The organism is Citrobacter sp. Cpo126 (genome assembly GCF_030332445.1).
Taxonomy (GTDB): Bacteria; Pseudomonadota; Gammaproteobacteria; order Enterobacterales; family Enterobacteriaceae; genus Citrobacter; species Citrobacter portucalensis.
In genome coordinates this window covers 199,860-223,700 of record NZ_JAOWHT010000030.1, presented here as the reverse complement: position 1 = coordinate 223,700, position 23,841 = coordinate 199,860, and the positions used below count along the sequence as shown (strand labels likewise).

Here is a 23,841-nt window from a genome sequence, read left to right as displayed (position 1 = left end):
TCACTTATTTACCTTACTTTACGCGCGTAATTCTCTGGCAAGATCCCCCCAACATAGCAGTCAATTTACCTCCTCAAACACAAGATCAAACCCACGCGGCTTCGGCCAATTATTAATTAGATACCAGGTTTTACTATGGATACGAAAAAGTTATTCAAGCACATACCCTGGGTGATTCTCGGAATCATCGGTGCATTCTGCCTCTCGGTAGTGGCATTACGTCGGGGTGAACACATTAGTGCCCTGTGGATCGTTGTCGCCTCAGTTTCTGTTTATCTGGTGGCCTATCGTTACTACAGCCTGTACATCGCCCAAAAGGTGATGAAACTTGACCCAACGCGTGCCACGCCGGCGGTCATCAACAATGACGGTCTGAACTACGTTCCAACCAACCGTAACGTCTTGTTTGGTCACCACTTTGCCGCTATCGCAGGTGCTGGTCCGCTGGTTGGGCCGGTACTGGCTGCGCAGATGGGCTACCTGCCTGGTACGCTGTGGCTGCTGGCAGGCGTCGTGCTGGCCGGTGCGGTGCAGGACTTCATGGTGCTGTTTATCTCTTCCCGCCGTAACGGCGCATCTCTGGGTGAGATGATCAAAGAAGAGATGGGCCCGATCCCGGGAACCATTGCACTGTTCGGCTGCTTCTTAATCATGATCATCATCCTCGCAGTACTGGCGTTGATCGTGGTAAAAGCGCTGGCGGAAAGCCCGTGGGGTGTGTTCACCGTCTGCTCAACCGTACCTATCGCGTTGTTCATGGGGATCTACATGCGATTCCTGCGACCGGGACGTGTGGGCGAAGTGTCGGTGATTGGTATAGTGCTGCTGGTTGCTTCTATCTACTTCGGCGGCGTGATTGCCCACGACCCGTACTGGGGCCCGGCGCTGACCTTTAAAGACACCACCATTACCTTTACCCTGATCGGCTACGCATTTATCTCTGCGCTGCTGCCGGTATGGCTGATCCTCGCCCCGCGCGACTATCTGGCTACCTTCCTGAAAATCGGCGTTATCGTCGGTCTGGCGGTGGGGATTGTTATCCTCAACCCGGAACTGAAAATGCCGGCAATGACGCAGTACGTTGATGGTACTGGCCCGCTGTGGAAAGGCGCTCTGTTCCCGTTCCTGTTCATCACCATCGCGTGTGGTGCGGTATCTGGCTTCCACGCGCTGATTGCTTCCGGTACCACACCGAAGCTGCTGGCCTGTGAAACCGACGCGCGCTTTATCGGTTACGGCGCGATGCTGATGGAATCCTTTGTCGCAATTATGGCGCTGGTTGCCGCGTCTATCATCGAACCAGGTCTGTACTTCGCGATGAACACCCCGCCTGCGGGCCTTGGCATCACCATGCCGAACCTGCATGAAATGAGCGGCGAAAACGCACCGCTGATTATGGCTCAGTTGAAAGACGTCACCGCACATGCGGCAGCGACTGTCAGCTCCTGGGGCTTCGTCATTTCGCCTGAGCAGATCCTGCAAACCGCGAAAGACATCGGTGAACCGTCCGTTCTGAACCGCGCAGGTGGCGCACCGACGCTGGCTGTTGGTATCGCTCACGTGTTCCACAAAGTGCTGCCGATGGCTGATATGGGCTTCTGGTACCACTTCGGTATTCTGTTCGAAGCGCTGTTCATCCTGACCGCACTGGATGCCGGTACCCGTTCTGGCCGCTTTATGCTGCAGGATTTACTGGGTAACTTCGTGCCGTTCCTGAAGAAAACCGACTCCCTGGTTGCGGGTATCATCGGTACTGCGGGCTGCGTAGGTCTGTGGGGTTACCTGCTGTATCAGGGCGTTGTTGACCCGCTGGGCGGCGTTAAGAGCCTGTGGCCGCTGTTCGGTATCTCTAACCAGATGCTGGCTGCCGTGGCACTGGTTCTCGGCACCGTGGTACTGGTTAAAATGCAGCGCACCAAATACATCTGGGTTACCGTTGTTCCGGCAGTATGGCTGCTTATCTGCACCACCTGGGCGCTGGGTCTGAAACTGTTCAGCACCAACCCGCAGATGGAAGGCTTCTTCTTCATGGCGAATCAGTACAAAGAGAAGATTGCTAACGGCGGCGAACTGACCGCTCAGCAGATTGCCAACATGAACCACATCGTCGTCAACAACTACACCAACGCAGGTCTGAGTATTCTGTTCCTGGTGGTGGTGTACAGCATCATCTTCTACGGGTTCCGTACCTGGCAGAAAGCCCGCGCCATCAACGGTCGCTCTGATAAAGAGACACCGTATGTGCCGGTGCCGGAAGGCGGCGTGAAGACCTCTTCACACCACTAACCTGAAACCGGGTGGCGCACAGCGCTCCCGGCATACAAAGTAAGTTAACGTAGGCCGGATCAGGCGCAAGCCGCCATCCGGCTTTATTCATTAACAGGGCGTTCCATGTTTGGTACTTTAGGTCAGGCAAAAAAATATCTCGGTCAGGCGGCGAAGATGCTGATTGGCATTCCGGACTACGACAACTACGTCGAGCACATGAAGACCAACCATCCCGATAAGCCGTACATGACCTACGAAGAATTCTTCCGCGAGCGCCAGGAAGCCCGCTACGGTAGCGGCGGAAGCAGTTGCTGTTAGAAGGAGAAGTGAATGACCCCGATTGCAGTTACCCTACTCACCGGTTTTCTTGGCGCGGGTAAAACCACCCTGCTGCGCCATATTCTCAACGAGCAGCACGGTTACAAGATTGCCGTTATCGAAAACGAATTCGGCGAAGTCTCGGTGGACGATCAACTGATTGGCGATCGCGCCACGCAGATCAAAACCCTGACCAACGGCTGTATTTGCTGTACCCGCTCCAGTGAACTGGAAGACGCATTGTTAGACCTGCTCGACAACCTCGACAAAGGCGCCATCAATTTCGACCGTCTGGTGATCGAGTGCACCGGCATGGCCGACCCCGGCCCGATTATTCAGACCTTTTTCTCCCATGAAGTGATTTGCGAACGCTACCTGCTGGACGGCGTAATTGCGCTGGTTGACGCGGTACATGCCAACGAGCAGATGAACCAGTTCACCATCGCCCAGTCGCAGGTAGGCTACGCAGACCGGATCCTGCTGACCAAAACCGACGTCGCAGGTGAAAGCGAAAAACTGCGTGAGCGCCTGGCGCGCATCAACGCCCGTGCGCCGATTTACACCGTGACACATGGTGATATCGACCTCTCCCTGCTGTTCGATACCAACGGTTTTATGCTGGAAGAGAACGTAGTCAGCGCCAAACCGCGCTTCCACTTTATCGCCGACAAGCAAAACGATATCTCCTCGATCGTCGTCGAGCTGGATTACCCGGTAAACATCAGCGACGTGTCGCGAGTGATGGAAAACCTGCTGCTGGAATCCGCCGAGAAGCTGCTGCGCTACAAAGGTATGCTGTGGATTGAAGGCGAGCCAAACCGCCTGCTGTTCCAGGGCGTCCAGCGCCTGTACAGCGCCGACTGGGACCGCCCGTGGGGCGACGAAACACCGCACAGCCTGCTGGTGTTTATCGGCATTAACCTGCCGGAAGACGAGATCAGAGCCGCGTTTGCGGGATTGAAGAAGTAATCCCCTGCTGAATTGCCCGGTGGCGCTACGCTTACCGGGCCTGGAAATAGCACTTCCCCGTAGGCCGGATAAGGCACAGCCGCCATCCGGCACTTGCCCCCACTCACTCGGTAATCACAAACCGCGTCGCGGCAAAGCAGTTCAAAACCCGGTGCACCAGAAATACCATGGTGAGCGTTGCCACCAGCGCGACGGTGACGGAGGTGATGCGGTACAGATCGCTGAATACCAGGTCCTGATCCGGGTGCAGGTTCTGGCCAAACATAATGCCGATGGTAGTGATACTGGCAAAACCCACGCCTGCCCCGACTTTTTCCATTACGTGCAGGCGGGCACTGAACGCCAGCCCGAGACCAATCAGCGGCATCATCAGCACCATGTGGTTGCTGAAATCATAGATAAGCAGCTGCACCAGCAGAATATACAGGCAGGCCAGCACCACCCCGACCACGCGCCAGATCGAGCTGATCACCGCACCGCGGTAGTGCATCGGAAACAGGATCAAAATCCCTGCCATCAGCGCCGACAGCGAATCACTCAAATCGCAGATCTGGAAGACCACAAAAATCATCGTTGCCACCGTACCGGAAAGCAGCGACTCGTGGCGAACCCGGGCGGCATCTTTCTCAATGCGCGGCGGCGGCAGGCGAGGTTCCACGTCCGGGATCAGATAATGCAGCAGCGCACTCAGCGCCACCGCCATGACGCAGGCTTCCATATTGGAGAACATCAGCGTATGCCAGTTGGTGGTGGGATAGCTCATAAAATTGAGCATCGTGCTCTGGCACACCACGCCCATCGAGCCGAGCAGAAACAGCGGGCCTTTGCTCATAAAACGAAAGCGCATCACATACAGGCCGAACACTACCAGTGTCATAACTAGCGGCCACTGTGAAAGATAGCCGACAATCAGCACCATTTCGACGCAGTTCACCGCCGCGCTGAACACAAACTGTGTTGCCACATGGCGGTTGAACACCGGCACCAGCGACAGTAGCATCAGCGGATAAACCACAAAAAATACGCCGTATTGCACGTTGTAGAAGGTCGAGATACTCAGCGCGATTGTCCCGGCAACGGAGATACGCAGGGTCTGGCGAAAATCATTGGCGGTGTAGACAATGTTCCCGTGCGGCGTAAAAACGTGGGCCAGCGTGTTAATAGACATAGTGCAGCCAGCTGACGAGGTGGATCTGTGCCCCGGCAAAGGTGCGGGCGAACATCCCCTCGCTGTTATACAGCTGTACCGTAGCGCGCGCCCCGGTCGGTAACGGCGTGTCGAGCGGTTCGTTCAGCGCGACGTGAATGCGCATACGCTGGGCATCGCGCACCCAGCGGGTAGACTGTTCCGGTTGCGACAACTGGCCATTAACCTGTTCCTGGCCTGCCAGAATACCGGCATCGCTGCTGGTGACGCGGGCAGAGAAAACCTTGCCCGGCAAGGCATCGAACACCACGGCAGCATCAGTATCCACTTTAGTGTGGCGCAGACTTTTCTCGCGAAAGTCGGCCACGATATCGGTCTGATGGCTGACCAGCGCCAGCAGCGGCGTGGCGGCCGTGGTGTAAAGTCCTGGGCTAAGCTGGAGGTTACTCACCGTGCCGTCGGTCTGGGCATATACTTTGCTCCAGCCGAGGTTCAGCTGCGCCTCTTCCAGCGTGTTACGGTATTTTTGCAGCGTTACGTTACGTTTGTCATCGCGCTCGCCGCGCTGGATCAGCAGGTTCTGAATACTGGCATTCAGCGCCGCCACCGACTGCTCGCTGGTTTGCCAGGCGGTACGCACCTTGTCGAGATCGGATTGCGACACGTTCTGCATGGCGCTCAGGCGCTGATAGCGGTCGAAGGTGGTCTTATCGTTGCGGGCGTTGAATTGCGCGGTGCGCAGGTTGGCGCGGGCAGAGGCGATCTGCGCATCCAGCTGTTGGTTACTCAGCTTCGCCTGCTCAAGGGCAATTTGCGCAGCCTCGACCTTATTGATAAATGGCGTCGGATCCAGTTCGTACAGCAAATCGCCCTTCTTCACCTGGCTATTATTGTGTACATGCACCTGCGAGACGTAGCCGGAAACGCGTGAGGAAACAGGCGTTACCACGCGCATCACCGTGGAGTCCGGCGTCAGCGGGATCCAGATATCGGCAACGATAAACCAGGCGAATATTACCAGGAAAGCGGCAATACTCACCCTTACCCAACGGGCAAATTTTTGTTCTGGGGTCATCATAGTTTTTTAGATCTTGTTATCTTCTTCGCGGATTGTCCGCAGATTGCAGGCGATTTGATTGAGCGTGGCGCTGAAGGAAGCGAGTTCCGCCTCAGGGATGGTGCAGGTGACGCGATGTTGGTATGTCTCTATCACCCGGTTGAGTTCGTCCAGCCTTGCGCGGCCTTGCGCGGTCAGCGCCAGCAGGCGGATGCGTTTGTCATAGGGCGATGTGGAACGCAGCAGATAGCCCTGCTTTTCCAGCTGCGAGAGGGTGCGCATCAGCGGCGGCAGTTCGATGCCCTGCATTTGTGCCAGTTCACTGACTGAGACGTTGTCTCCCAGTTGATACAGTTGCATCAGTACCGTCCAGCTGGACTGCGTCAGGCCAGTATCGGTGATGGCAGCATCAATAATGGCCCGCCACTGGCGCACCACCATTGCCATGCGCATCCCCATCGGGCGGCGGGCAAACAGTTCATCTTCAGTCATCTTACTTTCCTCTCATCGCTGAAGAGAAAATAATACTTATCAGGATAAGTATCAAGAAACGGACTAACCAGAAGCATGAATTGATAAATATTGTGAATGTAAAAGAGGCTGGGGCGATAACCCCCAGCCTCTGTCGATGAAAGAAAATCACTCCACCTGATCGCGTCGCAGCCCGACGTCCCGCAACCGCTCATCACTCATCTGTTGCAATACGCGCCGCGTTTGCGCTCGCAGCCGCCACGCCTTGTATGCCCGCCAGATCAGTACAAACCCAATAAACGGCTGTTTTGCTTTATTCTCGTGAAATTCCATACCTTGCCTCCCCGCCTTGCCAGAGGCTTTATCTTCACGGATCTGGCCTAAAACAATACAGACTCACAAAGTACTTTTATTTAACATACAGATTGGTTAAAAAGAGTTCTGCATCGCTTTTTTCACGCCAATCTGTACTGATTTTTTAATCTGTATGGTACCCATGAGGGATACAGCATGACGCGTTACCAACATCTGGCCAATCTGCTGGCCGAACGCATTGAGCAGGGGCTGTATCGCCATGGCGAAAAACTGCCCTCGGTACGCAGCCTGAGCCAGGAGCATGGGGTCAGCATCAGCACCGTCCAGCAGGCGTATCAGACGCTGGAACAGCGCCAGCTGATCACGCCCCAGCCACGTTCCGGTTATTTTGTCGCGCCACAAAAAGCGCAGCCACCCTTGCCACCGATGTCGCGTCCGGTACAGCGTCCGGTCGAAATAACCCAGTGGGATCAGGTGCTGGATATGCTGGCAGGTCATGCGGACAAATCGATAATCCCGTTTAGCAGCGGCGTGCCCGATATTAATCAACCCAGCCTGAAGCCGCTGTGGCGCGAGCTCAGCCGCGTGGCACAGCACAACCTGCGCGCGATACTGGGCTACGATGAAATCTCCGGATGCCGTGAACTGCGTCAGCAGATTGCGCGGCTGATGCTGGACGGCGGTTCGGTGGTCAATGCAGATGATATTGTGATCACCAGCGGCAGTCAGAGCGGAATGTCGCTGGCGCTGCTGACGGTCTGCCAGCCCGGAGATATTGTCGCCGTTGAATCACCGGCCTACTACGGCACGATGCAGCTACTGCGCGGCTTAGGGATCAAGGTGATTGAGATCCCAACCGATCCGGATACCGGGATCAGCATTGAAGCGCTGGAGCTGGCGCTGGATCAGTGGCCGATCAAAGGTGTGCTGCTGGTTCCCAACTGCAACAACCCGCTCGGATTCATTATGCCGGATGCGCGTAAACGGGCGGTGCTCGCCCTCGCCCAGCGTCACGACATCGTCATTTTTGAAGACGATGTGTATGGCGAGCTGGCCACAGAGTACCCGCGCCCGCGCACGATCCACTCCTGGGACAGCGACGGCCGCGTAATACTCTGCAGTTCGTTTACCAAATCCGTCGCCCCCGGTCTGCGCGTGGGTTGGGTGGTGCCCGGTCGTTATTACAACAAACTGCTGCACATGAAGTACGCCGTCATTGGAACTAACGTTCCCGCTACGCAACTGGCAGCGGCTTCCTTTGTGCGCGAAGGTCATTATCATCGACATATTCGTCGTATGCGCCAGATTTATCAGCGCAATATGGAGATCTACACCTGCTGGGTACGGGAATACTTCCCCTGCGGGATCTGCGTCACCCGACCGAAAGGCGGCTTTATGCTGTGGGTCGAGCTGCCGCTCCAGGTTGATATGGTCTGTGTCGCTAAGCAGCTCTGTCGCCTCAAAATCCAGGTTGCACCGGGTTCTCTGTTCTCCGCATCGGGGAAGTATCGCAACTGTGTGCGCATCAACTGCGCATTGCCGCCAAACGATAAGCATCGGGAAGTAATGCAGAAGCTCGGAGAGGCGGTAAAAACGGCAATAGAGTAGATCGAGCTGCCCGGCGCTTCCGGGCAGGCAATTAGGCAGTTTAAGCTATATCTAATGGCTTAAACCCTGAATATCTTCAGCGGAAAGTCGGGTGATTTTTTGTACCGTGCTGATATCGATGCCATCTGCCAGCATGGTGCGGGCAATACGCAGTGCCTCATCACGTCGCCCCTTTATCAGTCCTTCCTGTTTGCCTTCTTTTTTGCCTTCTTGTTTACCTTCCAGCTTGCCTTCAAGCCATCCTTTTTGAAATCCTGCCTCATGTAATCTGTCCGCGATCGTCATCAAATGCTCCTTGTGCTGCGGTGAACGTTCGGCAACCCCGCGAATAAACTCACTGAATCGAGGTGCATCGCCAGTTCGTAAAATATAATTAAACAGCGTCTTTATCTGAGTGTCATTAGTCAGTCCGGTAAGTAGCAGGGAAACAATTTGCTCGACCAACCCCATAAGATCGCGTTGACGGATATGTTTTTGGATTAACTCCAGCAGCGCCATACGTCGATGCTGCACAATTTCGTCATCCGGAATAACCGTAATATCCACCAGCGGAAACGCCGCAGCATACAGCTGACGAGCCAGCTTCGGGTTGGCAAACTCATCCAGCCAGCACAGCGAATAAGGGTACGGGCTTTTAGCGCCGTGATAAAACAGCATCGGCACCACCAGCGGCAACTGCTGATGCCCGGCATCTAAATGTTTCTGCATGGCCGCTACCGCATAGCGCATCAGTCTGAATGCCATATGCGCATCCGGTGTGCTTTGGTGTTCAATCACTACATAAATATATCCATCCCCATCCGTCGTTTTCACCGACCACAGCACATCGGAATAGTACGCACGTAAATTCTCTTCGATAAAACTGTCTGACTCGAGTTTAAGCGTCCGAAGATCGCAAAGCTCGCGCAGCGAAGCGGGAAGATGTATTTGTAGGAAATCCCGTGCAGTCTCAGGGTGACGTAAAAATGTTTTAAAAACCGCATCATGCGGTGTTGAAGCGGAAGCTTTGTTCATGGCGATCCTTCACCTGAAAATAAGATGCCATGACTGTAGCGCCGGAAAACCACATCCTCACCTGCAACTTTCTCTCTTTGCGAGGCGATTTCCGGGATAACAACGCCCTTATGTAACGTCTACATTTGTCTGGAACACGTCACGCAGAATCACCATCTCAATGCGCATTCCCACTTTTTCACCACCCGGCCTGTGCTATAACAAATCATCACTCTCAGGGAGGACGCGATGTGACGCATACCCGGAATATTCCACAATCGTTCTGGCGTGATGAGCAGTTGCCGTGGCTGGAACTGCGCAGCACCTGGCAAAGCCAGCAGGCCTACAAGCGGCATCACCACTCTCAGCTCTCGATAGGGGCAATTCTCGAGGGGGAAACGTGCTGTCTGTGCGATGGCGAGAAATACCATCTGCAGGTGGGCGATCTGATTGTGATACCGCCGCTGGCACCTCACAGCTGTAATCCTGTTAACGGACAGTTTCGCAGCTATCATATGCTTTATCTTGATGCCCAGTGGTGTCTTGCTAATCTGCCTGCACAGAACACCAATCAGCGGCTTTGCACGCCTGCTCCCGTTATCCGCGATGCGCAATTATTCCAGCGTTATATGCACCTTGTGACGCTCATGCCGCAACGCCAAACCGCGCAAATAACGGATGCCGCACAAGCATTGCTGCACACGCTGCCGTTGCAGTCGGTCACACAAGACAACCTAAGCGCAACCAGCCAGTATCTGCGCGAACGGTTGCAGTCCAGCCTGCTCGCGCCGCCCTCGCTCGATGAGCTGGCACATGAGTGTCATATGCGTAAAGAGACGCTGATCCGTACCTTTAAGCAGGACACCGGGCTGACGCCAGGAAGTTATCTGAACATCATACGGATTGACTATGCTCGCCAGCGGCTGCGGGCCGGAGACGAAATTGCCGATGTCGGCTACCAGAGCGGGTTTGCCGACCAGAGCCATTTCCATCGCACCTTTGTTCGCTACACCGCCGCCACACCGCGCCAGTACGCGTTGGGACGATCAATATCAGACAATAATTAGCGCTGCGTCAGGCGTACGGTGATTTCAGATTCATTCTCTGAGGTCGCTATGTCGCTGCTTTCTGTACTTTTTCCTTCTGCTTTTCCCGCGCTGGCGCTGGCGCATTTCGTTGCATTGCTTAGCCCCGGGCCGGACTTCTTTTTACTGGTCGGTTACGCCGCACGATACCGGATGCGCAGCAGCGCCGGGTTGTGCGTGGGGATCGCTTTCGGCAACGGGCTGTATGTTCTGCTGGCAATTATCGGTTGGGGGATCCTGCGCCAGCTTCCCCTGTTGTTTACGTTTATTGAGCTGCTGGGCGCGCTTTATTTATTGTGGATTGGCAGCCTGCTGGTACGCAGCCGCCCGCAAACGCTGACCGGAACAGACGCCCAGTCTACCTGTCCAGGATTTGGCAAACAGATACTACTGGGATTGGGTTCGTCACTGCTCAACCCAAAAAATGCGCTGTTCTATCTGGCGCTAATGACCGCCCTGCTCGGCCCGTCGGTGACGCTGCTGCAACAAACCATGAGCGGGATCTGGATGACCAGCGTAGTGCTGTGCTGGGATCTGCTGATCGTGATGTTCATCGGTTTACCGCAGATCCAGAGACGGTTATCCAGAGGGATATTATGGGTAGAACGTATCGCTGGCGGTGTATTGATTATCTTCGGTTGTGCCATCGCTCTGCGGTTTTTGCAGAGCATCGTAGTCTGATTTGCAGGGCGATTTTCTGCACATAAACAGGATAAACTCGTTTAATTAATATCCAATCCGCATTAAACTGCGGATGGTTATTACCCGTTCAACTTACTCTTCCTGAGGTGCGATGTGCTGATTGTTACCTGTAATCGTTACGTTTTCTGACCCCGCGTCAGTGAGCGTATCTTCTGTTTGCGCTTCGAGCAGACAGCGTTTTTGATTACATGAAATTCAGTACATTTGCAGTCTGCTTTTTTCTGTCATCGGTCTGACGTCTCAAAGACGGTATTGAATTTCGCTATTCCCGTTGAGGGTTTTCTCCCGACAAGGAGCTGTTTTATGCAACGGATTCTCGCGTTTTTCTCCCAACGCGCCACAACGCTATTTTTTCCTGTCGCGTTAATTTTATATGACTTCGCCGCCTATCTGTCGACGGATCTGATCCAGCCTGGCATCATCAATGTGGTACGTGATTTCAACGCCGATGTTAGCCTGGCACCCGCTGCGGTGAGCCTCTATCTGGCGGGCGGCATGGCGCTGCAATGGCTGCTGGGGCCGCTTTCCGACCGAATTGGCCGTCGACCCGTGCTGATTGCGGGGGCGTTAATCTTTACCCTCGCCTGCGCTGCCACGCTGTTCACTACCTCAATGACGCAGTTTCTGGTAGCCCGATTTGTGCAGGGCACCAGCATCTGCTTTATCGCGACCGTTGGCTATGTCACGGTGCAGGAGGCGTTTGGGCAAACGAAGGCCATTAAGTTAATGGCGATAATCACTTCCATTGTGTTGGTTGCACCGGTTATCGGCCCGCTCTCCGGAGCGGCGCTAATGCACTTTGTACACTGGAAGATCCTGTTTGCCATCATTGCCGTCATGGGGCTTATCGCCCTGATTGGGTTAATGTTAGCCATGCCGGAAACCGTCCAGCGCGGCGCGGTGCCGTTCAGTGCACGCGGCGTAGTGCGTGATTTCCGCGACGTTTTCCGCAACCGGGTGTTCCTGTTTGGCGCAGCCACGCTGTCGTTAAGCTATATTCCGATGATGAGCTGGGTGGCGGTCTCACCGGTTATTCTGATCGATGCTGGCGGCATGACCACATCGGAGTTTGCCTGGGCACAGGCCCCGGTATTTGGCGCGGTGATCGTCGCCAATATGGTGGTCGTCCGCTTCGTGAAGGATCCGACCCGGCCACGCTTTATCTGGCGAGCGGTTCCCATTCAGTTGAGCGGGCTGGCGGTATTGATTGCTGGCAATTTACTGTGGCCGCACGTGTGGTTGTGGTCAGTGCTGGGGACCAGCCTGTATGCGTTTGGCATTGGAATGATCTTCCCAACGTTATTCCGCTTTACACTATTTTCCAACAACTTACCGAAGGGTACGGTTTCGGCGTCGTTGAATATGGTGATCCTGACGGTGATGGCGGTTTCTGTCGAAATTGGGCGTTGGTTATGGTTCAACGGCGGCAGGATTTCGTTTCATCTGCTGGCGGTTGCGGCAGGGATAGCTGTCGTGTTCACGCTGGCAGGTTTACTCAAACGGGTACGCCAGCATGAGGCAACGACGTTAGCCACTGAAAACTAACCTGCCCGCTTATCCGGCCTACGACAACTATGTAGGCCGGATAAGGCGCTTGCGCCGCATCCGGCTACGGTCACCTCACCTTACGCAATGCGTGCAAATCCCGCTTCCAGATCGACAATCAGGTCGTCGATATCCTCAAGGCCAATATGCACCCTGACCAGCGTGCCGCTGAAATCTACCTCTCCAGCCGGACGAATGCTGTTCAGCTCTTCCGGCTGGTTCGCCAGAATGAGCGACTCAAATCCGCCCCACGAATAGGCCATATGGAACAGCGAGAAGTTATCGAGGAAATTCGCCATCTGTTCGTCGGTCAGTCTCTTTTTCAGCACAAACGAGAACAGGCCTGAGCTTCCGATAAAATCACGCTGAAAATACTCATGGCCCGGACATTCCGGTAATGCCGGATGATTCACCCGTGCCACTTCCGGCCTTGCCGACAGCCAGCGGGCAATATGGATGCTGCTCTCCTGATGCTGCTTAAGGCGTACCGCCAGGGTGCGCAATCCGCGGCTGCCGTTGTAGGCCGTATCGGCATCCAGCGTTTGCCCCATCAGATAGGAGTTTTCGCGTAAACGATCCCAACAACGGGCGTTCGACACCGCCGTGCCCAGCATGGCGTCCGAATGGCCGATGGTGTACTTCGTTCCCGCCTGAATGGAAATATCCACGCCATAATCCAGCGCTTTGAACAGCACGCCCGCCGCCCAGGTGTTGTCGATCATAATGACAATCTCCGGATTCACCGCGCAGATAGCCTTCACCATCCCCGGCACGTCCTGGACTTCCATGGTGATAGAACTTGGTGACTCAAGGAATACAACCTTTGTTTCCGGACGCAGAAGATCGACGATACCTGCACCAATCAGCGGATCGTAATACGTTGTTTCCACGTTGAATTTACTCAGGATCTTATTGCAGAAATCCTGGGTTGGTTCATAGGCCGCCCCCGTCATCAGAATATGATCGCCACCCTGAACAAACGCCAGAATCGCATTGGTCACCGCCGCAGCACCACATGGGTACAGCGCACAGCCAACGCCGCCTTCCAGTTCGCTCATTGCCTTCTGGAAGGCAAAGTGGGTATAGGTTCCGCGACGACCATAAAACAGCTCGCCGTTCGCGCGATTGGCGGTGGCAAATTTCTTGTCCTTCACGGTATCAAATACCAGTGAAGAGGCGCGTTGGATAACCGGATTCACCGCTCCCTGGGTATAGCGTTTGTCGCGACCAGCAACAACCAGGTGCGTTTCAAGCTTCATTGCGTCTTTCATAACATCTCCTGTTCTTAATCCGTGTGAAACCTATACCACCGCAGCAGTAGAGTTTATTTCAGTGTTGGTCTGCTTTTTTCCAGCGAACCGTTCAACAATCTGCGCCGCATTCAAATCATGGATAACGTTAATCAGTGTGGCCGGCGCATCGGTAATGGTGCCCAGCACCACCAGCATCGGGATTGCTTCCATCGGCAGGCCGAGCGTGGTGACGATAAAGATTTCACCCAGGAACGCCCCGCCCGGCACGCCACCAACGATAATGGCGGAGAGCACCGCAATCAGCATCGTCAGGAAGAAGGTTTCGGTGGTGAATTCCATGCCCAATACGGAGTAGATAAAGACAATTTTTAGCGCGGCAATCATCGCCACGCCGCCCTTGTTGAGGTTAACCAGCAGCGGAATGGAGACATCAACGATTTCCGGGTTAATTCCCATCGCCTTACCGGCACGCAGCGTCACCGGGAGCGTCCCCAGTGAAGAGCAGGTACCCAGCGCGGTCGCAGACGGTTCAATCGCGTTACGCCAGAAGGCTTTGACCGCCGGAATACCGCCGCCAATATACGAATAGAGAATCGAGCCAAAGACAAAGTAGACCAGCGTGGCAACCATAAACAGGCCGATGGCGCGGGCAAAGGTTAACAGTAGTGCAGAGTCCTGACTGGCCATGGTGGCGGCGAAGTAGCAGCCCAGACCAATCGGCGCGACCTTCATAATGATCGAGACGATCTTCATGATCACGGTATTGGCGTCTTCCAGCAGCGACGCAATACGTTTACCGGCCTGATCCGACTGGCCAATTGCGACACCGGCGATGATCGCCATTACGATCAGCGCCAGAATATTGGACTTAGAAAACAGTCCGATAAAGTCGCTGGTGGTGATCATACTGACAAAATCCATCTTACCGCTGCCCGCCTGCACCGACTGCGAGAGATCGATAGTGACGCCCTGCGCCGGGTTATACCAGAGCGCCAGCGCGACGATCCCGGCGGCTGGAATAAAGGCCATGGCGATCGAAACAATAAAGATAATCGCCATAATGCGCCCCAGCCTTTTTAGGTCGGTCATACTGGCGATCGAAGACATAACGCTGATCCCCACCAGCGGCACAATAATCATAAATAGCAGGTTTAAGAATATCTGACCTATTGGCTGGAGTTTACTTGCAAACGATGGGGCATAAATACCTAATAAGCCGCCAATCACCAGAGCAACTAATAAAATAATCGACGATCTGTAGGGTTCGAGTCGTGACCACATAATCGGTACCTTTAGAATAATAATTAATGAGATTAAATTCACAATGTGATGAGTTTCCGTTTCGCCTCCTTTTATTTTGTGACGTAACTCACCTAAGTTGTTATTTTTTCATTTTGCCAGCAAGTTGTTTCCTGTGATTCAATAGTTGCATGTTTAAAACGCGAATGTAACGGCCTATTCGTACCGTTTTTGCAAATCACTTGTGAATTAAAGGAAACTATGAGTACGCCGATTTCACTCAAGCATCTGGAGTTTTTTACTAAAATCGTCGACTGCGGAGGATTGTCAGAAGCCGCGGCGCAGCTCAACGTATCGCCGTCTGCGGTCAGCAAAAGTCTGGCTGCGATGGAAGACACGCTGGGCACGACATTAATTAAACGCACCACCCGCAGTATTACCCTGACCGACGCCGGGCAATATCTCTTCAACCGCGCTAATAAGCTTTTGAAAGAATTCGATGAAACGCTGAATACCACTTCCGGTTATTACCACAGCCCGCAGGGTGAATTACGCATAACCTGCTCAATTGCGTTTGGTTATTCCCGGCTGGTGAACCTGGTGGATAAATATCGCTCCCAGTTCCCGGATGTGAACCTGTATATCGATCTCAACGATAACTTTGTGAATCTGAACGAAACAGATTTCGACATCGCCCTGCGCATCTCCACCGCACCGCCGCAAAACTATGCGATGCGCAAGCTGGTGCCTGTTCGCTGGGCGTACTGTGCCTCACCCGGCTACCTCGCCAAAAAAGGCATGCCCCAGCGTCGAAGCGATCTGGTGGATCATGATTGTCTGGTTTATCCCGGCCTCACACCGGTGCTCAAGGTGGCGGATGAACAGGATCGTCTGCATCAGTTGAAACTGCATATGCCGATCCAGGCCAACAGCAGTCTGGTATTGCTGAAGTCAGTGTTAGAAGATCAGGGAGTGGCGTATTTGCCCACCTATCTGATTGGCGATCATATTCAAAAAGAAGAGATAACGCCGCTGATGCTCGACGGCACTATCACCTGTGAAACTCACGCCCTGTATGCGCTGTACTTTCCCAGCAAGTACAGCAATCCGAAGGTGCGATCGTTTATCGATTTTCTGGTGGCGGAACTCGGCCCCTTGCCCGCCTGGGACAACTGGATCCCTGAGTAAGCCCAGCCCACCTGAAAATGGGAGGCGCTCCACATTTTTTGCGCGATCCCCCCGTCTGGCTCTATCCTTAAGCCTATGAATAAAATTGCTGAACTCAAACGCGCCAAGCGACTGGCGCTCTCATTGCTGCTGATTGCCGCTGCCACCTTCGTCATCACGCTTTTTCTGCCGCCTAATTTCTGGGTACTGGGGATCAAAGCGATCGCCGAAGCGGCGATGGTGGGCGCGCTGGCGGACTGGTTTGCCGTGGTGGCGCTTTTTCGCCGGGTGCCGATCCCGTTTATCTCGCAGCACACGGCGATTATCCCGCGCAATAAGGATCGGATCGGCGAAAACCTCGGTCAGTTTGTGCAGGAAAAATTTCTCGATACCCAGTCGCTGGTCGCGCTGATCCGCCGCCATGAACCGGCGCTGTTGATCGGCAACTGGTTCAGCCAGCCGGAAAACGCCCAGCGTATTGGCCAGCATCTGCTGCAGATCATGAGTGGTTTTCTCGAACTGACCGACGACTCGCGCATTCAACGGCTGATCAAGCGGGCGGTGCACAAGGCCATCGACAAGGTCGATCTCTCCGGTACCAGCGCGCTAATGCTGGAAAGCATGACCAAAAACAATCGCCATCAGGTGCTGCTCGACACGCTGATCGCCCAACTGATCGCCCTGCTCCAGCGCGACAGCTCGCGAGCGTTTATCGCCAGACAGGTCGTGCACTGGCTGGAAACCGAACATCCGCTGAAAGCGAAGATCCTGCCAACCGAATGGCTGGGCGAGCACAGCGCCGAGCTGGTGTCTGATGCCGTTAACTCCTTGCTGGATGACATCAGCCACGATCGCGCACATCAGATCCGCCATGCCTTCGATCGCGCCACGTTTAAGCTCATCGATAAGCTCAAACACGATCCGGAGATGGCCGTGCGGGCCGAAAGCCTGAAAAGCTATCTGAAAGAAGATGAAGCCTTCAACCGTTATCTTGGCGAGCTGTGGGCAGACCTGCGTCAGTGGGTGAAAACCGACATTAACGCCGATGATTCCCGCGTAAAGCAGCGTATCGTCAGCGCCGGGCAGTGGTTCGGCGAAACGTTGGTAGCCGACAGCGCCCTGCGCGCCTCACTGAATGGGCATCTGGAGCAGGCCGCACATAAAGTGGCGCCAGAGTTCGCCACCTTCCTGACGCGCCACATTAGCGACACGGTGAAAAGCTGGGATGCACGCGATATGTCACAGCAAATCGAGCTGAACATCGGTAAAGATTTGCAGTTTATCCGCGTCAACGGCACGTTGGTTGGCGGTTCTATTGGGCTGGTGTTATATCTGTTGTCGCAAATTCCTTCCCTGCTGACGCTGGCGAATTTTTAAGGAGAAAAATTCAATGACGATGAACATCCGCATTTTTTCCCTGCGCGAAACACCGGAAAAACTGCACGAGGTCACCGCTTACTTTCAGCAACAATGGGCCTCAGAAGACTCCATGAGAGTTTACGAGGATGCACTGCATCGTTGTATTGGCGCAAAGAACCCGCTACCGCAGTGGTACTGGATGCAGGACGGCGACAGCATTGTTGGCTGCGCCGGATTGATCACCAATGATTTTATCAGTCGCGGCGAACTGTGGCCGTGGCTATGCGCACTCTATATCGATCCTCGCTATCGTGGTCACGGTCTGGCGTTTCGCCTGATTGAACATATTGCGCAGCAGGCCAGACAGTTAGGCTTTATGCGGCTTCATTTGTGTACTGACCTGGAAGGTTTATACGAGAAAGCGGGATTTTACTTTGACGGGCCGGGCTATCATCCGTGGGGGGAAGTCTCACGGGTCTACAGCCGTAATCTGTAAGCGCGCAATTGTTGTACATCAATAAAGCCAGATAAATTGCAGGGTTATAATGCGACGTCTTTTTACTGTCTCCCGTGTTACGGGGAAGGAAAATCATGTCGCTAATCACCGATTTACCCGCCATTTTTAATCAATTCTCCGACGCCCGTCAGAAAGGTTTTCTCACCGTAATGGATCTTAAAGAGCAGGGTATCCCGCTCGTTGGAACCTATTGCACCTTTATGCCACAGGAGATAGCGATGGCGGCAGGTGCGGTCGTCGTTTCGCTATGCTCAACCTCTGATGAAACCATTGAAGAGGCCGAAAAAGATCTGCCACGTAACCTGTGTCCGCTGATCAAAAGCAGCTACGGGTTTGGTAAAACGGATAAATGTCCGTACTTCTACTTCTCTGACCTGGTGGTGGGCGAAACGACCTGCGATGGTAAAAAGAAGATGTACGAGTACATGGCTGAATTTAAAGCGGTACATGTGATGCAACTGCCCAACAGCACCAGTGATGCGGCTTCACGGGCGCTGTGGAAAGCCGAGATCCTGCGTTTGCAGCAGGTTATCGAAGCCCGTTTTGGCACCCCGATTACCGAAACTGCGCTACGTGAAGCTGTTATTCTAAAAAACCAGGAACGTCGTGCACTGGCAAACTTCTACCGCGTTGGTCAGCTCAACCCACCCGCACTCAGCGGCAGTGACATTCTGAAAGTCGTCTACGGTGCAACCTTCCGCTTTGATAAAGCAGCACTGATCGACGAGCTTAATAGCATGGCCGAGCGGGTACATCAGGAATGGCAGGCCGGGAAACGTCTGGCGTCGCGTCCACGCATACTGATAACCGGCTGCCCCATCGGCGGCGCGGCAGAAAAAGTGGTTCGTGCCATTGAAGAAAACGGCGGTTGGGTGGTGGGCTATGAAAACTGCACCGGGGCGAAAGCCACTGAACAGTGCGTGGAGGAAACTGGCGACGTCTACGACGCGCTGACCGATAAATACCTCGCCATCGGCTGCTCATGTATTTCCCCTAACGATCAACGTCTGAAAATGCTCAGCCAAATGGTTGAAGAGTACCAGGCTGACGGCGTCGTCGATGTCATTTTACAGGCTTGCCACACTTACGCCGTTGAATCACTCGCCATCAAACGCCACGTCCGCCAACAGCACAACATTCCCTACATCGCCATTGAAACTGACTACTCCAGCGCGGATATCGGCCAGCTTAGCACTCGTGTCGCCGCGTTCATTGAAATGTTGTGAGGAACAGGGATGACATACTCAATAGGGATAGATTCCGGCTCCACAGCGACTAAAGGTATTTTGCTGGAAAGTAACGTCATCAGACGTCGCTTTCTCTGCCCAACACCTTTTCGCCCTGCCGAAGCAATCGCGCAGGCATGGGAAACACTGCAGGCGGGGCTGGACGTTAGACCATTTTTAACCCTCACTGGCTACGGACGGCAGCTCGTGGATTATGCTGACAAACAGGTCACTGAAATTTCCTGCCACGGACTGGGGGCACGCTTGCTGGCTCCCGGTACCCGCACAGTGATTGATATCGGCGGTCAGGACAGTAAAGTCATCCAGCTAGATGATGATGGTAACCTCAGCGATTTCTTGATGAACGACAAATGTGCGGCTGGGACCGGACGATTTCTGGAAGTCATCTCACGCACGCTCGGCGCCAGCGTAGAGCAGTTAGATGCGATTACCGCTGGCGTCGAACCACATGCCATCACCAGCATGTGCACGGTTTTTGCCGAGTCAGAGGTTATCAGCCTGCGCTCTGCGGGTGTCGCGCCGGAGACCATTTTAGCGGGTGTGATCAACGCGATGGCCCGACGCAGCGCGAATTTCATCGGACGGCTTTCAGGGCAGGCTCCACTGTTATTTACCGGGGGAGTAAGCCACTGTCACGCCTTTGCTCGTATGCTTGAAGGCCACATTGGCATTCCCGTACACACGCATCCCGACGCGCAGTTTGCTGGGGCGATTGGGGCCGCGTTAATTGGTCAGCGTCAGGGGAAACGTGAGTGAAGGAAACACTGTTCTTGTTTCATACTACCCTCGGCGTCATCAAAACGCGTAAAGCGCTACAGGCTGCGGGTATGTGCTTTCGGGTGGCAGATATTCCCCGCGAGCTACGCGGTGGCTGCGGGCTGTGCATTTACATCGACTGTGTTGCTGGCAAGGAGGATGAGTGGATAATTGCGGGTCATACCGAATCTATCTACCGTCTTGAAAACGGAGACTGGCGCTGCCTTGCCACTTTTCCTCCTTCCTGAACGTGCCAGGGGACTTATTTTTATTTTACTTTTCATTATCATTTACACATGTAATATAACAATTATCAGCTAACAGCGCGAAATGAGAGTCCGTATGTCCCAGGGAAGCCCAGATTCAAATCGTCATGCCATCAGCGTCGCGCTTTTTGGCATGCTGGTCTTAACACTGGGTATGGGAATTGGGCGCTTTCTGTATACGCCAATGCTGCCGGTGCTGCTGTCGGAAGGTCAATTTACATTTGACCAACTCTCCTGGATTGCCAGCGCCAACTACGCCGGGTATCTGGCAGGAAGCCTGCTCTTCTCCTTCGGGCTCTTCCATCTTCCCTCACGCTTACGCCCGATGCTGCTAACGTCCGCGCTCGCTACCGCAGGGCTGATTCTGGCGATGGCAAGCTTAACGCAGCCCGCGCTGGTGATGCTGATCCGCTTTCTGGCGGGCGTCGCCAGTGCCGGTATGATGATCTTTGGCTCAATGATCGTTCTGCATCATACCCGGCATCCCTTCGTGATCGCGGCGTTGTTCTCCGGCGTTGGTGCAGGTATTTTGCTGGGCAATGAATATGTCATTAGCGGTCTGCATTTTGCGCTTTCATCGCACACGCTCTGGCTGGGCGCAGCGGCAGCCTCGGCTCTGTTCTTCGTGCTACTGGTTATACTCCTGCCATCTCGCGATCACGTGCTCCCCGCTGCGGCCCCGGTAAAAACAGAGTATCAGCCTATGTCCTGGTGGCTGCTGGCGCTACTGTACGGGCTGGCCGGATTTGGCTACATCATTGTCGCCACCTACCTGCCGCTAATGGCGAAAAGTGCCGGTTCGCCGCTGTTGACTGCCCATCTCTGGTCGCTGGTCGGCATATCGATAATTCCGGGGTGTTTCGCCTGGCTGTGGGCCGCCCGACGCTGGGGAGTATTGCAATGCCTGACGGCGAATTTGCTGATTCAAAGCGCCTGCGTGGTCATGACGCTCGCCAGCGGCTCCTTGCCGCTGCTGGTGATAAGCAGCATGGGGTTTGGCGCAACGTTTATGGGAACTACTTCACTGGTGATGCCGCTTGCCCGTCAACTAAGCGTGCCGCGCAATATTAATCTGCTGGGCCTGGTCACTCTGACTTACGGCATTGGACAAATACTTGGTCCGCTATTAACCAGCCTGCTGGGAAGCGGCGCACAGGCGATCGTTAACGCCACGGTGTGCGGCGCGGTCGCGTTGTTTATTGCGGCGCTTATCAGCCTCACGCAATTATACAAACAGCGTTTCGCCTCGCCCAAAAGAGTATAAACGGCAAACATCTAAAGAAGTTATATTCGGATTAGTCCGCAATTAAATGTCAGCATTTAATAAACCGCAAATAATCGGCAATTACCCGCCAGACAATTTATAATTCCCGGCTGTTCATTTATAAACTCAATTTAAAATGCGTAAAAATGGACATGTTAATTCAACATCAACACCATCTTCGGGAAAGGCACATGTCGTGGTTTAAAAAAATACTACTGGGGTTAATTATTTTGGCGGGTTTAATTGGCACGCTAAAGGATTATAAAGACTTTGGCCTGTTTGGCGCACTGGGATTGTTTATTATCTTCCTGTTATCAACAACATTCTTATGGCAATGGGCCTCTGGCAAGTTACCAGAGATAACAAAGTTACATGCCATACTTATTTTACTGGCCAGCGCGGTAGCCTCTATTTTTGTTATCAATATGGCAATTGCCGGAAATTTGCATGTGGATTTAATGGAAGTCATGCGCGTTACCATTACCCATAATCCGCTTTTTTATCTGATCCTCTGCGTGGTCGCATGGGTAAAAGTGGGCATCTGGCAATGGCTGTTTAGCGGTGTACAGATGAAAGAAAGCCAGCCGGTTTAAACTCCAACAGATGTAAAAAAGGCGTCTTAACCAAGACGCCTTTTTCGTACTAGTATAACTACTTAGAACTGATAGGTCAGACCCGCAACAACCTGATTGTCGCCGTCTTTGCCATCGAGCAGGTTAATTTTGTAACCCACATCAGCAACCATGTTTTTGTTGAAGTAGTAGTCTGTGCCCAGCGCAACGTATTCGGTCAGATCAGTGTTGTTGTTGTCACGTGCATGAACGTATGCCACGTTCGGACGCAGACCAAAATCAAACACATAGGCCGCCATCGCTTCAAAGTGCTGCGCTTTGTCCGCATCCTGAATCAGGTTGTGGGATTCGCCGTACATGGTCGCAACGTAGATAGCGTTTGCATCATATTTCAGGCCAGCACCCCAGAATTCTGCGTTTTCGCCATCCCAACCATTTTGTTTTTGCTGAGCAGTCACAGAACTGTTGGTGTAGGCTGCAATGGCAGATACGCCGGAATCAGCGATATTGTCGTAGCCCAGGGAGAAGCCGTAGCCATTGCCGTGCTGTTTCGTCGGATCCTTATCGGAATCATCCTGACCCTGATATTGCGCGCCCAGGCTCAAGCCATCAACGGCACCAAACAGATTTTTGGTGCGGAGTGTTGCAACGCCAGAAGTGCGTGTAGTAAGGAAGCGGTCAGTATTTTCATAGGAGTCACCGCCGAACTCTGAAAGAGTGTCAGTGTAAGCTCCCACGTCGTAAGCGATACCGTAGTTACGACCGTAGTCAAAGCTAACGTCATGGCCATAATCCAGACCAGCAAACGCCAGACGTGTATTAACACCATTCTGAGAACCTTCTGCTTTAGCGGCATCAAACTGACTTTCAAACTGACCATAGCCAGTCAGTTGATCGTTGATTTGAGTCTCACCGCGAAAACCCAGACGTGCGTAGGTGCCGTCAGCATCGGTGCCGTCAGTCCAGGAGTGGACCGCTTTGACTTTGCCGTACAGATCCAGTTTGTTGCCATCTTTATTATAAATTTCCGCTGCATGAACGGAGGTTACCCCTAATGCCATTACAGCTAATGCCACTACTGACTTTTTCATGTTATTACTCACTTTTAATTGTGAATTTTGCTATCAACTTTGTTATGAAGGCGGAATGCCCACATAAAAAAGTCCCCTCCAGATAAGGGGAAACACCAATAACACACCGAAAAAATATACCAATAAAGGCAATAATGAAGTGGCAAGACCTATTTCAATTTTGGGTTTTAAATAAAACCCGAACAGAGAGTAATTACTTAGATTCTTCGCTTGTGCTCTCATTAATAGAGCGATGTAACATTAACGCCTCAGCGATAATATCTTGTTTACTTTTTCGCGTTTCAAATGCCAGCGTCCGGACATATTCCCACAGAGAAGTATCAACACGGGCACTTAAAAGAACCATATCTTTAGATCGGGTACCCCTGGCTTTTCGGATATCGGGATAATCTCGAGAAGGCATCGTCATCATCTCCTGAACGCAATAAGACGCTTATGGCGATGAAATATGCAGTCAGTGTAAAAACATGTCAACGGTAAAAAACATTCACAATCGTAATAAAACTGTTAATAAAACAAGGTAAAATGGAACGATATTTCAAGTGAAAGATAACTTGTTTATAGAATAATGTGTAATTTTAACTTTACATATATTCATTTTTATTCATTTGATTAAAAACACATGAGGCATT

General features: G+C 53.2%; 24 protein-coding genes. 15 read left to right on the top strand and 9 right to left on the bottom strand.

Annotation, left to right across the window (positions count from 1 at the left end; all coding sequences use genetic code 11):
- Positions 1–135: 135 nt before the first annotated feature.
- The 3 genes from btsT (at position 136) to yjiA (ending at position 3,555) form a co-directional block, all read left to right on the top strand.
- Positions 136–2,286 carry a pyruvate/proton symporter BtsT gene (btsT, locus tag OGY17_RS08995; protein ID WP_032942303.1) on the top strand — a complete coding sequence of 717 codons (2,151 nt, stop codon included), beginning with the start codon at positions 136–138 and terminating at the stop codon, positions 2,284–2,286.
- A gap of 105 nt (positions 2,287–2,391) precedes the next feature.
- Positions 2,392–2,586 carry a YbdD/YjiX family protein gene (locus tag OGY17_RS08990; protein WP_003830038.1) on the top strand — a complete coding sequence of 65 codons (195 nt, stop codon included), beginning with the start codon at positions 2,392–2,394 and terminating at the stop codon, positions 2,584–2,586.
- 12 nt (positions 2,587–2,598) lie between these two features.
- Complete coding sequence (gene yjiA, locus OGY17_RS08985) at positions 2,599–3,555, top strand: GTPase (protein WP_032942302.1); 957 nt, start codon at positions 2,599–2,601, stop codon at positions 3,553–3,555.
- 103 nt (positions 3,556–3,658) lie between these two features.
- Here yjiA and OGY17_RS08980 read toward each other — a convergent pair whose 3' ends face one another.
- The 4 genes from OGY17_RS08980 to OGY17_RS08965 all read right to left on the bottom strand — a co-directional run bounded on the left by OGY17_RS08980 (position 3,659) and on the right by OGY17_RS08965 (position 6,563).
- On the bottom strand, positions 3,659–4,723 hold the full coding sequence (locus tag OGY17_RS08980; RefSeq protein ID WP_234103068.1) for a DUF2955 domain-containing protein: 1,065 nt from the start codon (positions 4,721–4,723) through the stop codon (positions 3,659–3,661).
- Complete coding sequence (locus tag OGY17_RS08975) at positions 4,713–5,780, bottom strand: HlyD family secretion protein (RefSeq protein WP_008786107.1); 1,068 nt, start codon at positions 5,778–5,780, stop codon at positions 4,713–4,715. Before OGY17_RS08975 ends, OGY17_RS08980 begins: the two co-directional genes overlap by 11 nt.
- A 6-nt stretch (positions 5,781–5,786) precedes the next feature.
- On the bottom strand, positions 5,787–6,251 hold the full coding sequence (locus OGY17_RS08970; protein ID WP_008786106.1) for a MarR family winged helix-turn-helix transcriptional regulator: 465 nt from the start codon (positions 6,249–6,251) through the stop codon (positions 5,787–5,789).
- Positions 6,252–6,398: 147 nt separating this feature from the next.
- Positions 6,399–6,563 carry a DUF1127 domain-containing protein gene (locus OGY17_RS08965; RefSeq protein ID WP_008786105.1) on the bottom strand — a complete coding sequence of 55 codons (165 nt, stop codon included), beginning with the start codon at positions 6,561–6,563 and terminating at the stop codon, positions 6,399–6,401.
- 177 nt (positions 6,564–6,740) lie between these two features.
- Here OGY17_RS08965 and OGY17_RS08960 point away from each other — a divergent pair, with 177 nt between their 5' ends.
- Positions 6,741–8,153, top strand: a complete 1,413-nt coding sequence (locus tag OGY17_RS08960) for an aminotransferase-like domain-containing protein (RefSeq protein ID WP_204191945.1) — start codon at positions 6,741–6,743, stop codon at positions 8,151–8,153.
- 51 nt (positions 8,154–8,204) lie between these two features.
- On the opposite strand, the gene OGY17_RS08955 is transcribed toward OGY17_RS08960, so the two are convergent.
- Complete coding sequence (locus OGY17_RS08955) at positions 8,205–9,167, bottom strand: Rpn family recombination-promoting nuclease/putative transposase (protein ID WP_008786103.1); 963 nt, start codon at positions 9,165–9,167, stop codon at positions 8,205–8,207.
- 230 nt (positions 9,168–9,397) lie between these two features.
- Here OGY17_RS08955 and OGY17_RS08950 point away from each other — a divergent pair, with 230 nt between their 5' ends.
- The 3 genes from OGY17_RS08950 to mdtM all read left to right on the top strand — a co-directional run bounded on the left by OGY17_RS08950 (position 9,398) and on the right by mdtM (position 12,478).
- Positions 9,398–10,213 carry an AraC family transcriptional regulator gene (locus OGY17_RS08950; protein ID WP_286606972.1) on the top strand — a complete coding sequence of 272 codons (816 nt, stop codon included), beginning with the start codon at positions 9,398–9,400 and terminating at the stop codon, positions 10,211–10,213.
- A gap of 48 nt (positions 10,214–10,261) precedes the next feature.
- Positions 10,262–10,912 (top strand): LysE family translocator, encoded by a 651-nt coding sequence (locus tag OGY17_RS08945; RefSeq protein ID WP_286606989.1) that lies wholly within the window; start codon positions 10,262–10,264, stop codon positions 10,910–10,912.
- 324 nt (positions 10,913–11,236) lie between these two features.
- Positions 11,237–12,478 (top strand): multidrug efflux MFS transporter MdtM, encoded by a 1,242-nt coding sequence (mdtM, locus tag OGY17_RS08940; RefSeq protein ID WP_234096433.1) that lies wholly within the window; start codon positions 11,237–11,239, stop codon positions 12,476–12,478.
- 80 nt (positions 12,479–12,558) lie between these two features.
- Here mdtM and metC read toward each other — a convergent pair whose 3' ends face one another.
- A complete protein-coding gene (gene metC / locus OGY17_RS08935) occupies positions 12,559–13,749 on the bottom strand; it encodes a cystathionine beta-lyase (protein ID WP_286606968.1) in 1,191 nt (396 codons plus the stop codon).
- A gap of 30 nt (positions 13,750–13,779) precedes the next feature.
- Complete coding sequence (locus OGY17_RS08930; protein WP_003019196.1) at positions 13,780–15,012, bottom strand: dicarboxylate/amino acid:cation symporter; 1,233 nt, start codon at positions 15,010–15,012, stop codon at positions 13,780–13,782.
- A gap of 219 nt (positions 15,013–15,231) precedes the next feature.
- Between OGY17_RS08930 and OGY17_RS08925 the strand changes: the two genes are divergently transcribed.
- The 8 genes from OGY17_RS08925 (at position 15,232) to OGY17_RS08890 (ending at position 22,139) form a co-directional block, all read left to right on the top strand.
- Positions 15,232–16,158: a LysR family transcriptional regulator gene (locus tag OGY17_RS08925; protein ID WP_003845596.1), complete on the top strand. Its 927-nt coding sequence runs from the start codon at positions 15,232–15,234 to the stop codon at positions 16,156–16,158.
- A 75-nt stretch (positions 16,159–16,233) separates the two neighbouring features.
- Positions 16,234–17,514 carry a DUF445 domain-containing protein gene (locus OGY17_RS08920; protein WP_191235798.1) on the top strand — a complete coding sequence of 427 codons (1,281 nt, stop codon included), beginning with the start codon at positions 16,234–16,236 and terminating at the stop codon, positions 17,512–17,514.
- Between the two features lie 13 nt (positions 17,515–17,527).
- The gene (locus OGY17_RS08915; protein WP_020996242.1) at positions 17,528–17,992 is read left to right on the top strand and encodes a GNAT family N-acetyltransferase; all 465 of its coding nucleotides are present in this window, start codon (positions 17,528–17,530) and stop codon (positions 17,990–17,992) included.
- Positions 17,993–18,087: 95 nt separating this feature from the next.
- The gene (locus OGY17_RS08910) at positions 18,088–19,239 is read left to right on the top strand and encodes a double-cubane-cluster-containing anaerobic reductase (RefSeq protein ID WP_057067056.1); all 1,152 of its coding nucleotides are present in this window, start codon (positions 18,088–18,090) and stop codon (positions 19,237–19,239) included.
- A 9-nt stretch (positions 19,240–19,248) separates the two neighbouring features.
- Entirely contained in the window at positions 19,249–20,016 is a 768-nt protein-coding gene (gene yjiL, locus OGY17_RS08905) for a putative 2-hydroxyacyl-CoA dehydratase activator YjiL (protein ID WP_008786095.1), read from the top strand.
- Positions 20,013–20,264, top strand: coding sequence for a putative Se/S carrier protein (locus OGY17_RS08900; RefSeq protein WP_057067059.1), 252 nt, complete (start codon positions 20,013–20,015; stop codon positions 20,262–20,264). Before yjiL ends, OGY17_RS08900 begins: the two co-directional genes overlap by 4 nt.
- A 94-nt stretch (positions 20,265–20,358) precedes the next feature.
- Positions 20,359–21,546: an MFS transporter gene (locus tag OGY17_RS08895; protein ID WP_286606966.1), complete on the top strand. Its 1,188-nt coding sequence runs from the start codon at positions 20,359–20,361 to the stop codon at positions 21,544–21,546.
- Positions 21,547–21,737: 191 nt separating this feature from the next.
- Complete coding sequence (locus tag OGY17_RS08890; RefSeq protein ID WP_032942287.1) at positions 21,738–22,139, top strand: hypothetical protein; 402 nt, start codon at positions 21,738–21,740, stop codon at positions 22,137–22,139.
- Between the two features lie 62 nt (positions 22,140–22,201).
- On the opposite strand, the gene OGY17_RS08885 is transcribed toward OGY17_RS08890, so the two are convergent.
- On the bottom strand, positions 22,202–23,209 hold the full coding sequence (locus OGY17_RS08885; protein ID WP_111466172.1) for a porin: 1,008 nt from the start codon (positions 23,207–23,209) through the stop codon (positions 22,202–22,204).
- 193 nt (positions 23,210–23,402) lie between these two features.
- Positions 23,403–23,612 carry a hypothetical protein gene (locus tag OGY17_RS08880; protein WP_003830087.1) on the bottom strand — a complete coding sequence of 70 codons (210 nt, stop codon included), beginning with the start codon at positions 23,610–23,612 and terminating at the stop codon, positions 23,403–23,405.
- Between the last annotated feature and the right edge of the window lie 229 nt (positions 23,613–23,841).

Excerpts from the sequence above, each read along its gene's own strand:
- OGY17_RS08960 (WP_204191945.1), top strand. The coding sequence starts at position 6,741 with ATGACGCGTTACCAACATCTGGCCAATCTGCTGGCCGAACGCATTGAG.
- OGY17_RS08925 (WP_003845596.1), top strand. The coding sequence starts at position 15,232 with ATGAGTACGCCGATTTCACTCAAGCATCTGGAGTTTTTTACTAAAATC.
- OGY17_RS08910 (WP_057067056.1), top strand. The coding sequence starts at position 18,088 with ATGTCGCTAATCACCGATTTACCCGCCATTTTTAATCAATTCTCCGAC.
- OGY17_RS08920 (WP_191235798.1), top strand. The coding sequence starts at position 16,234 with ATGAATAAAATTGCTGAACTCAAACGCGCCAAGCGACTGGCGCTCTCA.
- yjiL (WP_008786095.1), top strand. The coding sequence starts at position 19,249 with ATGACATACTCAATAGGGATAGATTCCGGCTCCACAGCGACTAAAGGT.
- btsT (WP_032942303.1), top strand. The coding sequence starts at position 136 with ATGGATACGAAAAAGTTATTCAAGCACATACCCTGGGTGATTCTCGGA.
- OGY17_RS08990 (WP_003830038.1), top strand. The coding sequence starts at position 2,392 with ATGTTTGGTACTTTAGGTCAGGCAAAAAAATATCTCGGTCAGGCGGCG.
- OGY17_RS08975 (WP_008786107.1), bottom strand. The coding sequence starts at position 5,780 with ATGATGACCCCAGAACAAAAATTTGCCCGTTGGGTAAGGGTGAGTATT.
- OGY17_RS08955 (WP_008786103.1), bottom strand. The coding sequence starts at position 9,167 with ATGAACAAAGCTTCCGCTTCAACACCGCATGATGCGGTTTTTAAAACA.
- OGY17_RS08930 (WP_003019196.1), bottom strand. The coding sequence starts at position 15,012 with ATGTGGTCACGACTCGAACCCTACAGATCGTCGATTATTTTATTAGTT.
- OGY17_RS08895 (WP_286606966.1), top strand. The coding sequence starts at position 20,359 with ATGTCCCAGGGAAGCCCAGATTCAAATCGTCATGCCATCAGCGTCGCG.
- OGY17_RS08945 (WP_286606989.1), top strand. The coding sequence starts at position 10,262 with ATGTCGCTGCTTTCTGTACTTTTTCCTTCTGCTTTTCCCGCGCTGGCG.
- OGY17_RS08880 (WP_003830087.1), bottom strand. The coding sequence starts at position 23,612 with ATGCCTTCTCGAGATTATCCCGATATCCGAAAAGCCAGGGGTACCCGA.
- OGY17_RS08980 (WP_234103068.1), bottom strand. The coding sequence starts at position 4,723 with ATGTCTATTAACACGCTGGCCCACGTTTTTACGCCGCACGGGAACATT.
- OGY17_RS08965 (WP_008786105.1), bottom strand. The coding sequence starts at position 6,563 with ATGGAATTTCACGAGAATAAAGCAAAACAGCCGTTTATTGGGTTTGTA.
- OGY17_RS08970 (WP_008786106.1), bottom strand. The coding sequence starts at position 6,251 with ATGACTGAAGATGAACTGTTTGCCCGCCGCCCGATGGGGATGCGCATG.
- OGY17_RS08885 (WP_111466172.1), bottom strand. The coding sequence starts at position 23,209 with ATGAAAAAGTCAGTAGTGGCATTAGCTGTAATGGCATTAGGGGTAACC.
- yjiA (WP_032942302.1), top strand. The coding sequence starts at position 2,599 with ATGACCCCGATTGCAGTTACCCTACTCACCGGTTTTCTTGGCGCGGGT.
- mdtM (WP_234096433.1), top strand. The coding sequence starts at position 11,237 with ATGCAACGGATTCTCGCGTTTTTCTCCCAACGCGCCACAACGCTATTT.
- metC (WP_286606968.1), bottom strand. The coding sequence starts at position 13,749 with ATGAAAGACGCAATGAAGCTTGAAACGCACCTGGTTGTTGCTGGTCGC.
- OGY17_RS08915 (WP_020996242.1), top strand. The coding sequence starts at position 17,528 with ATGACGATGAACATCCGCATTTTTTCCCTGCGCGAAACACCGGAAAAA.
- OGY17_RS08890 (WP_032942287.1), top strand. The coding sequence starts at position 21,738 with ATGTCGTGGTTTAAAAAAATACTACTGGGGTTAATTATTTTGGCGGGT.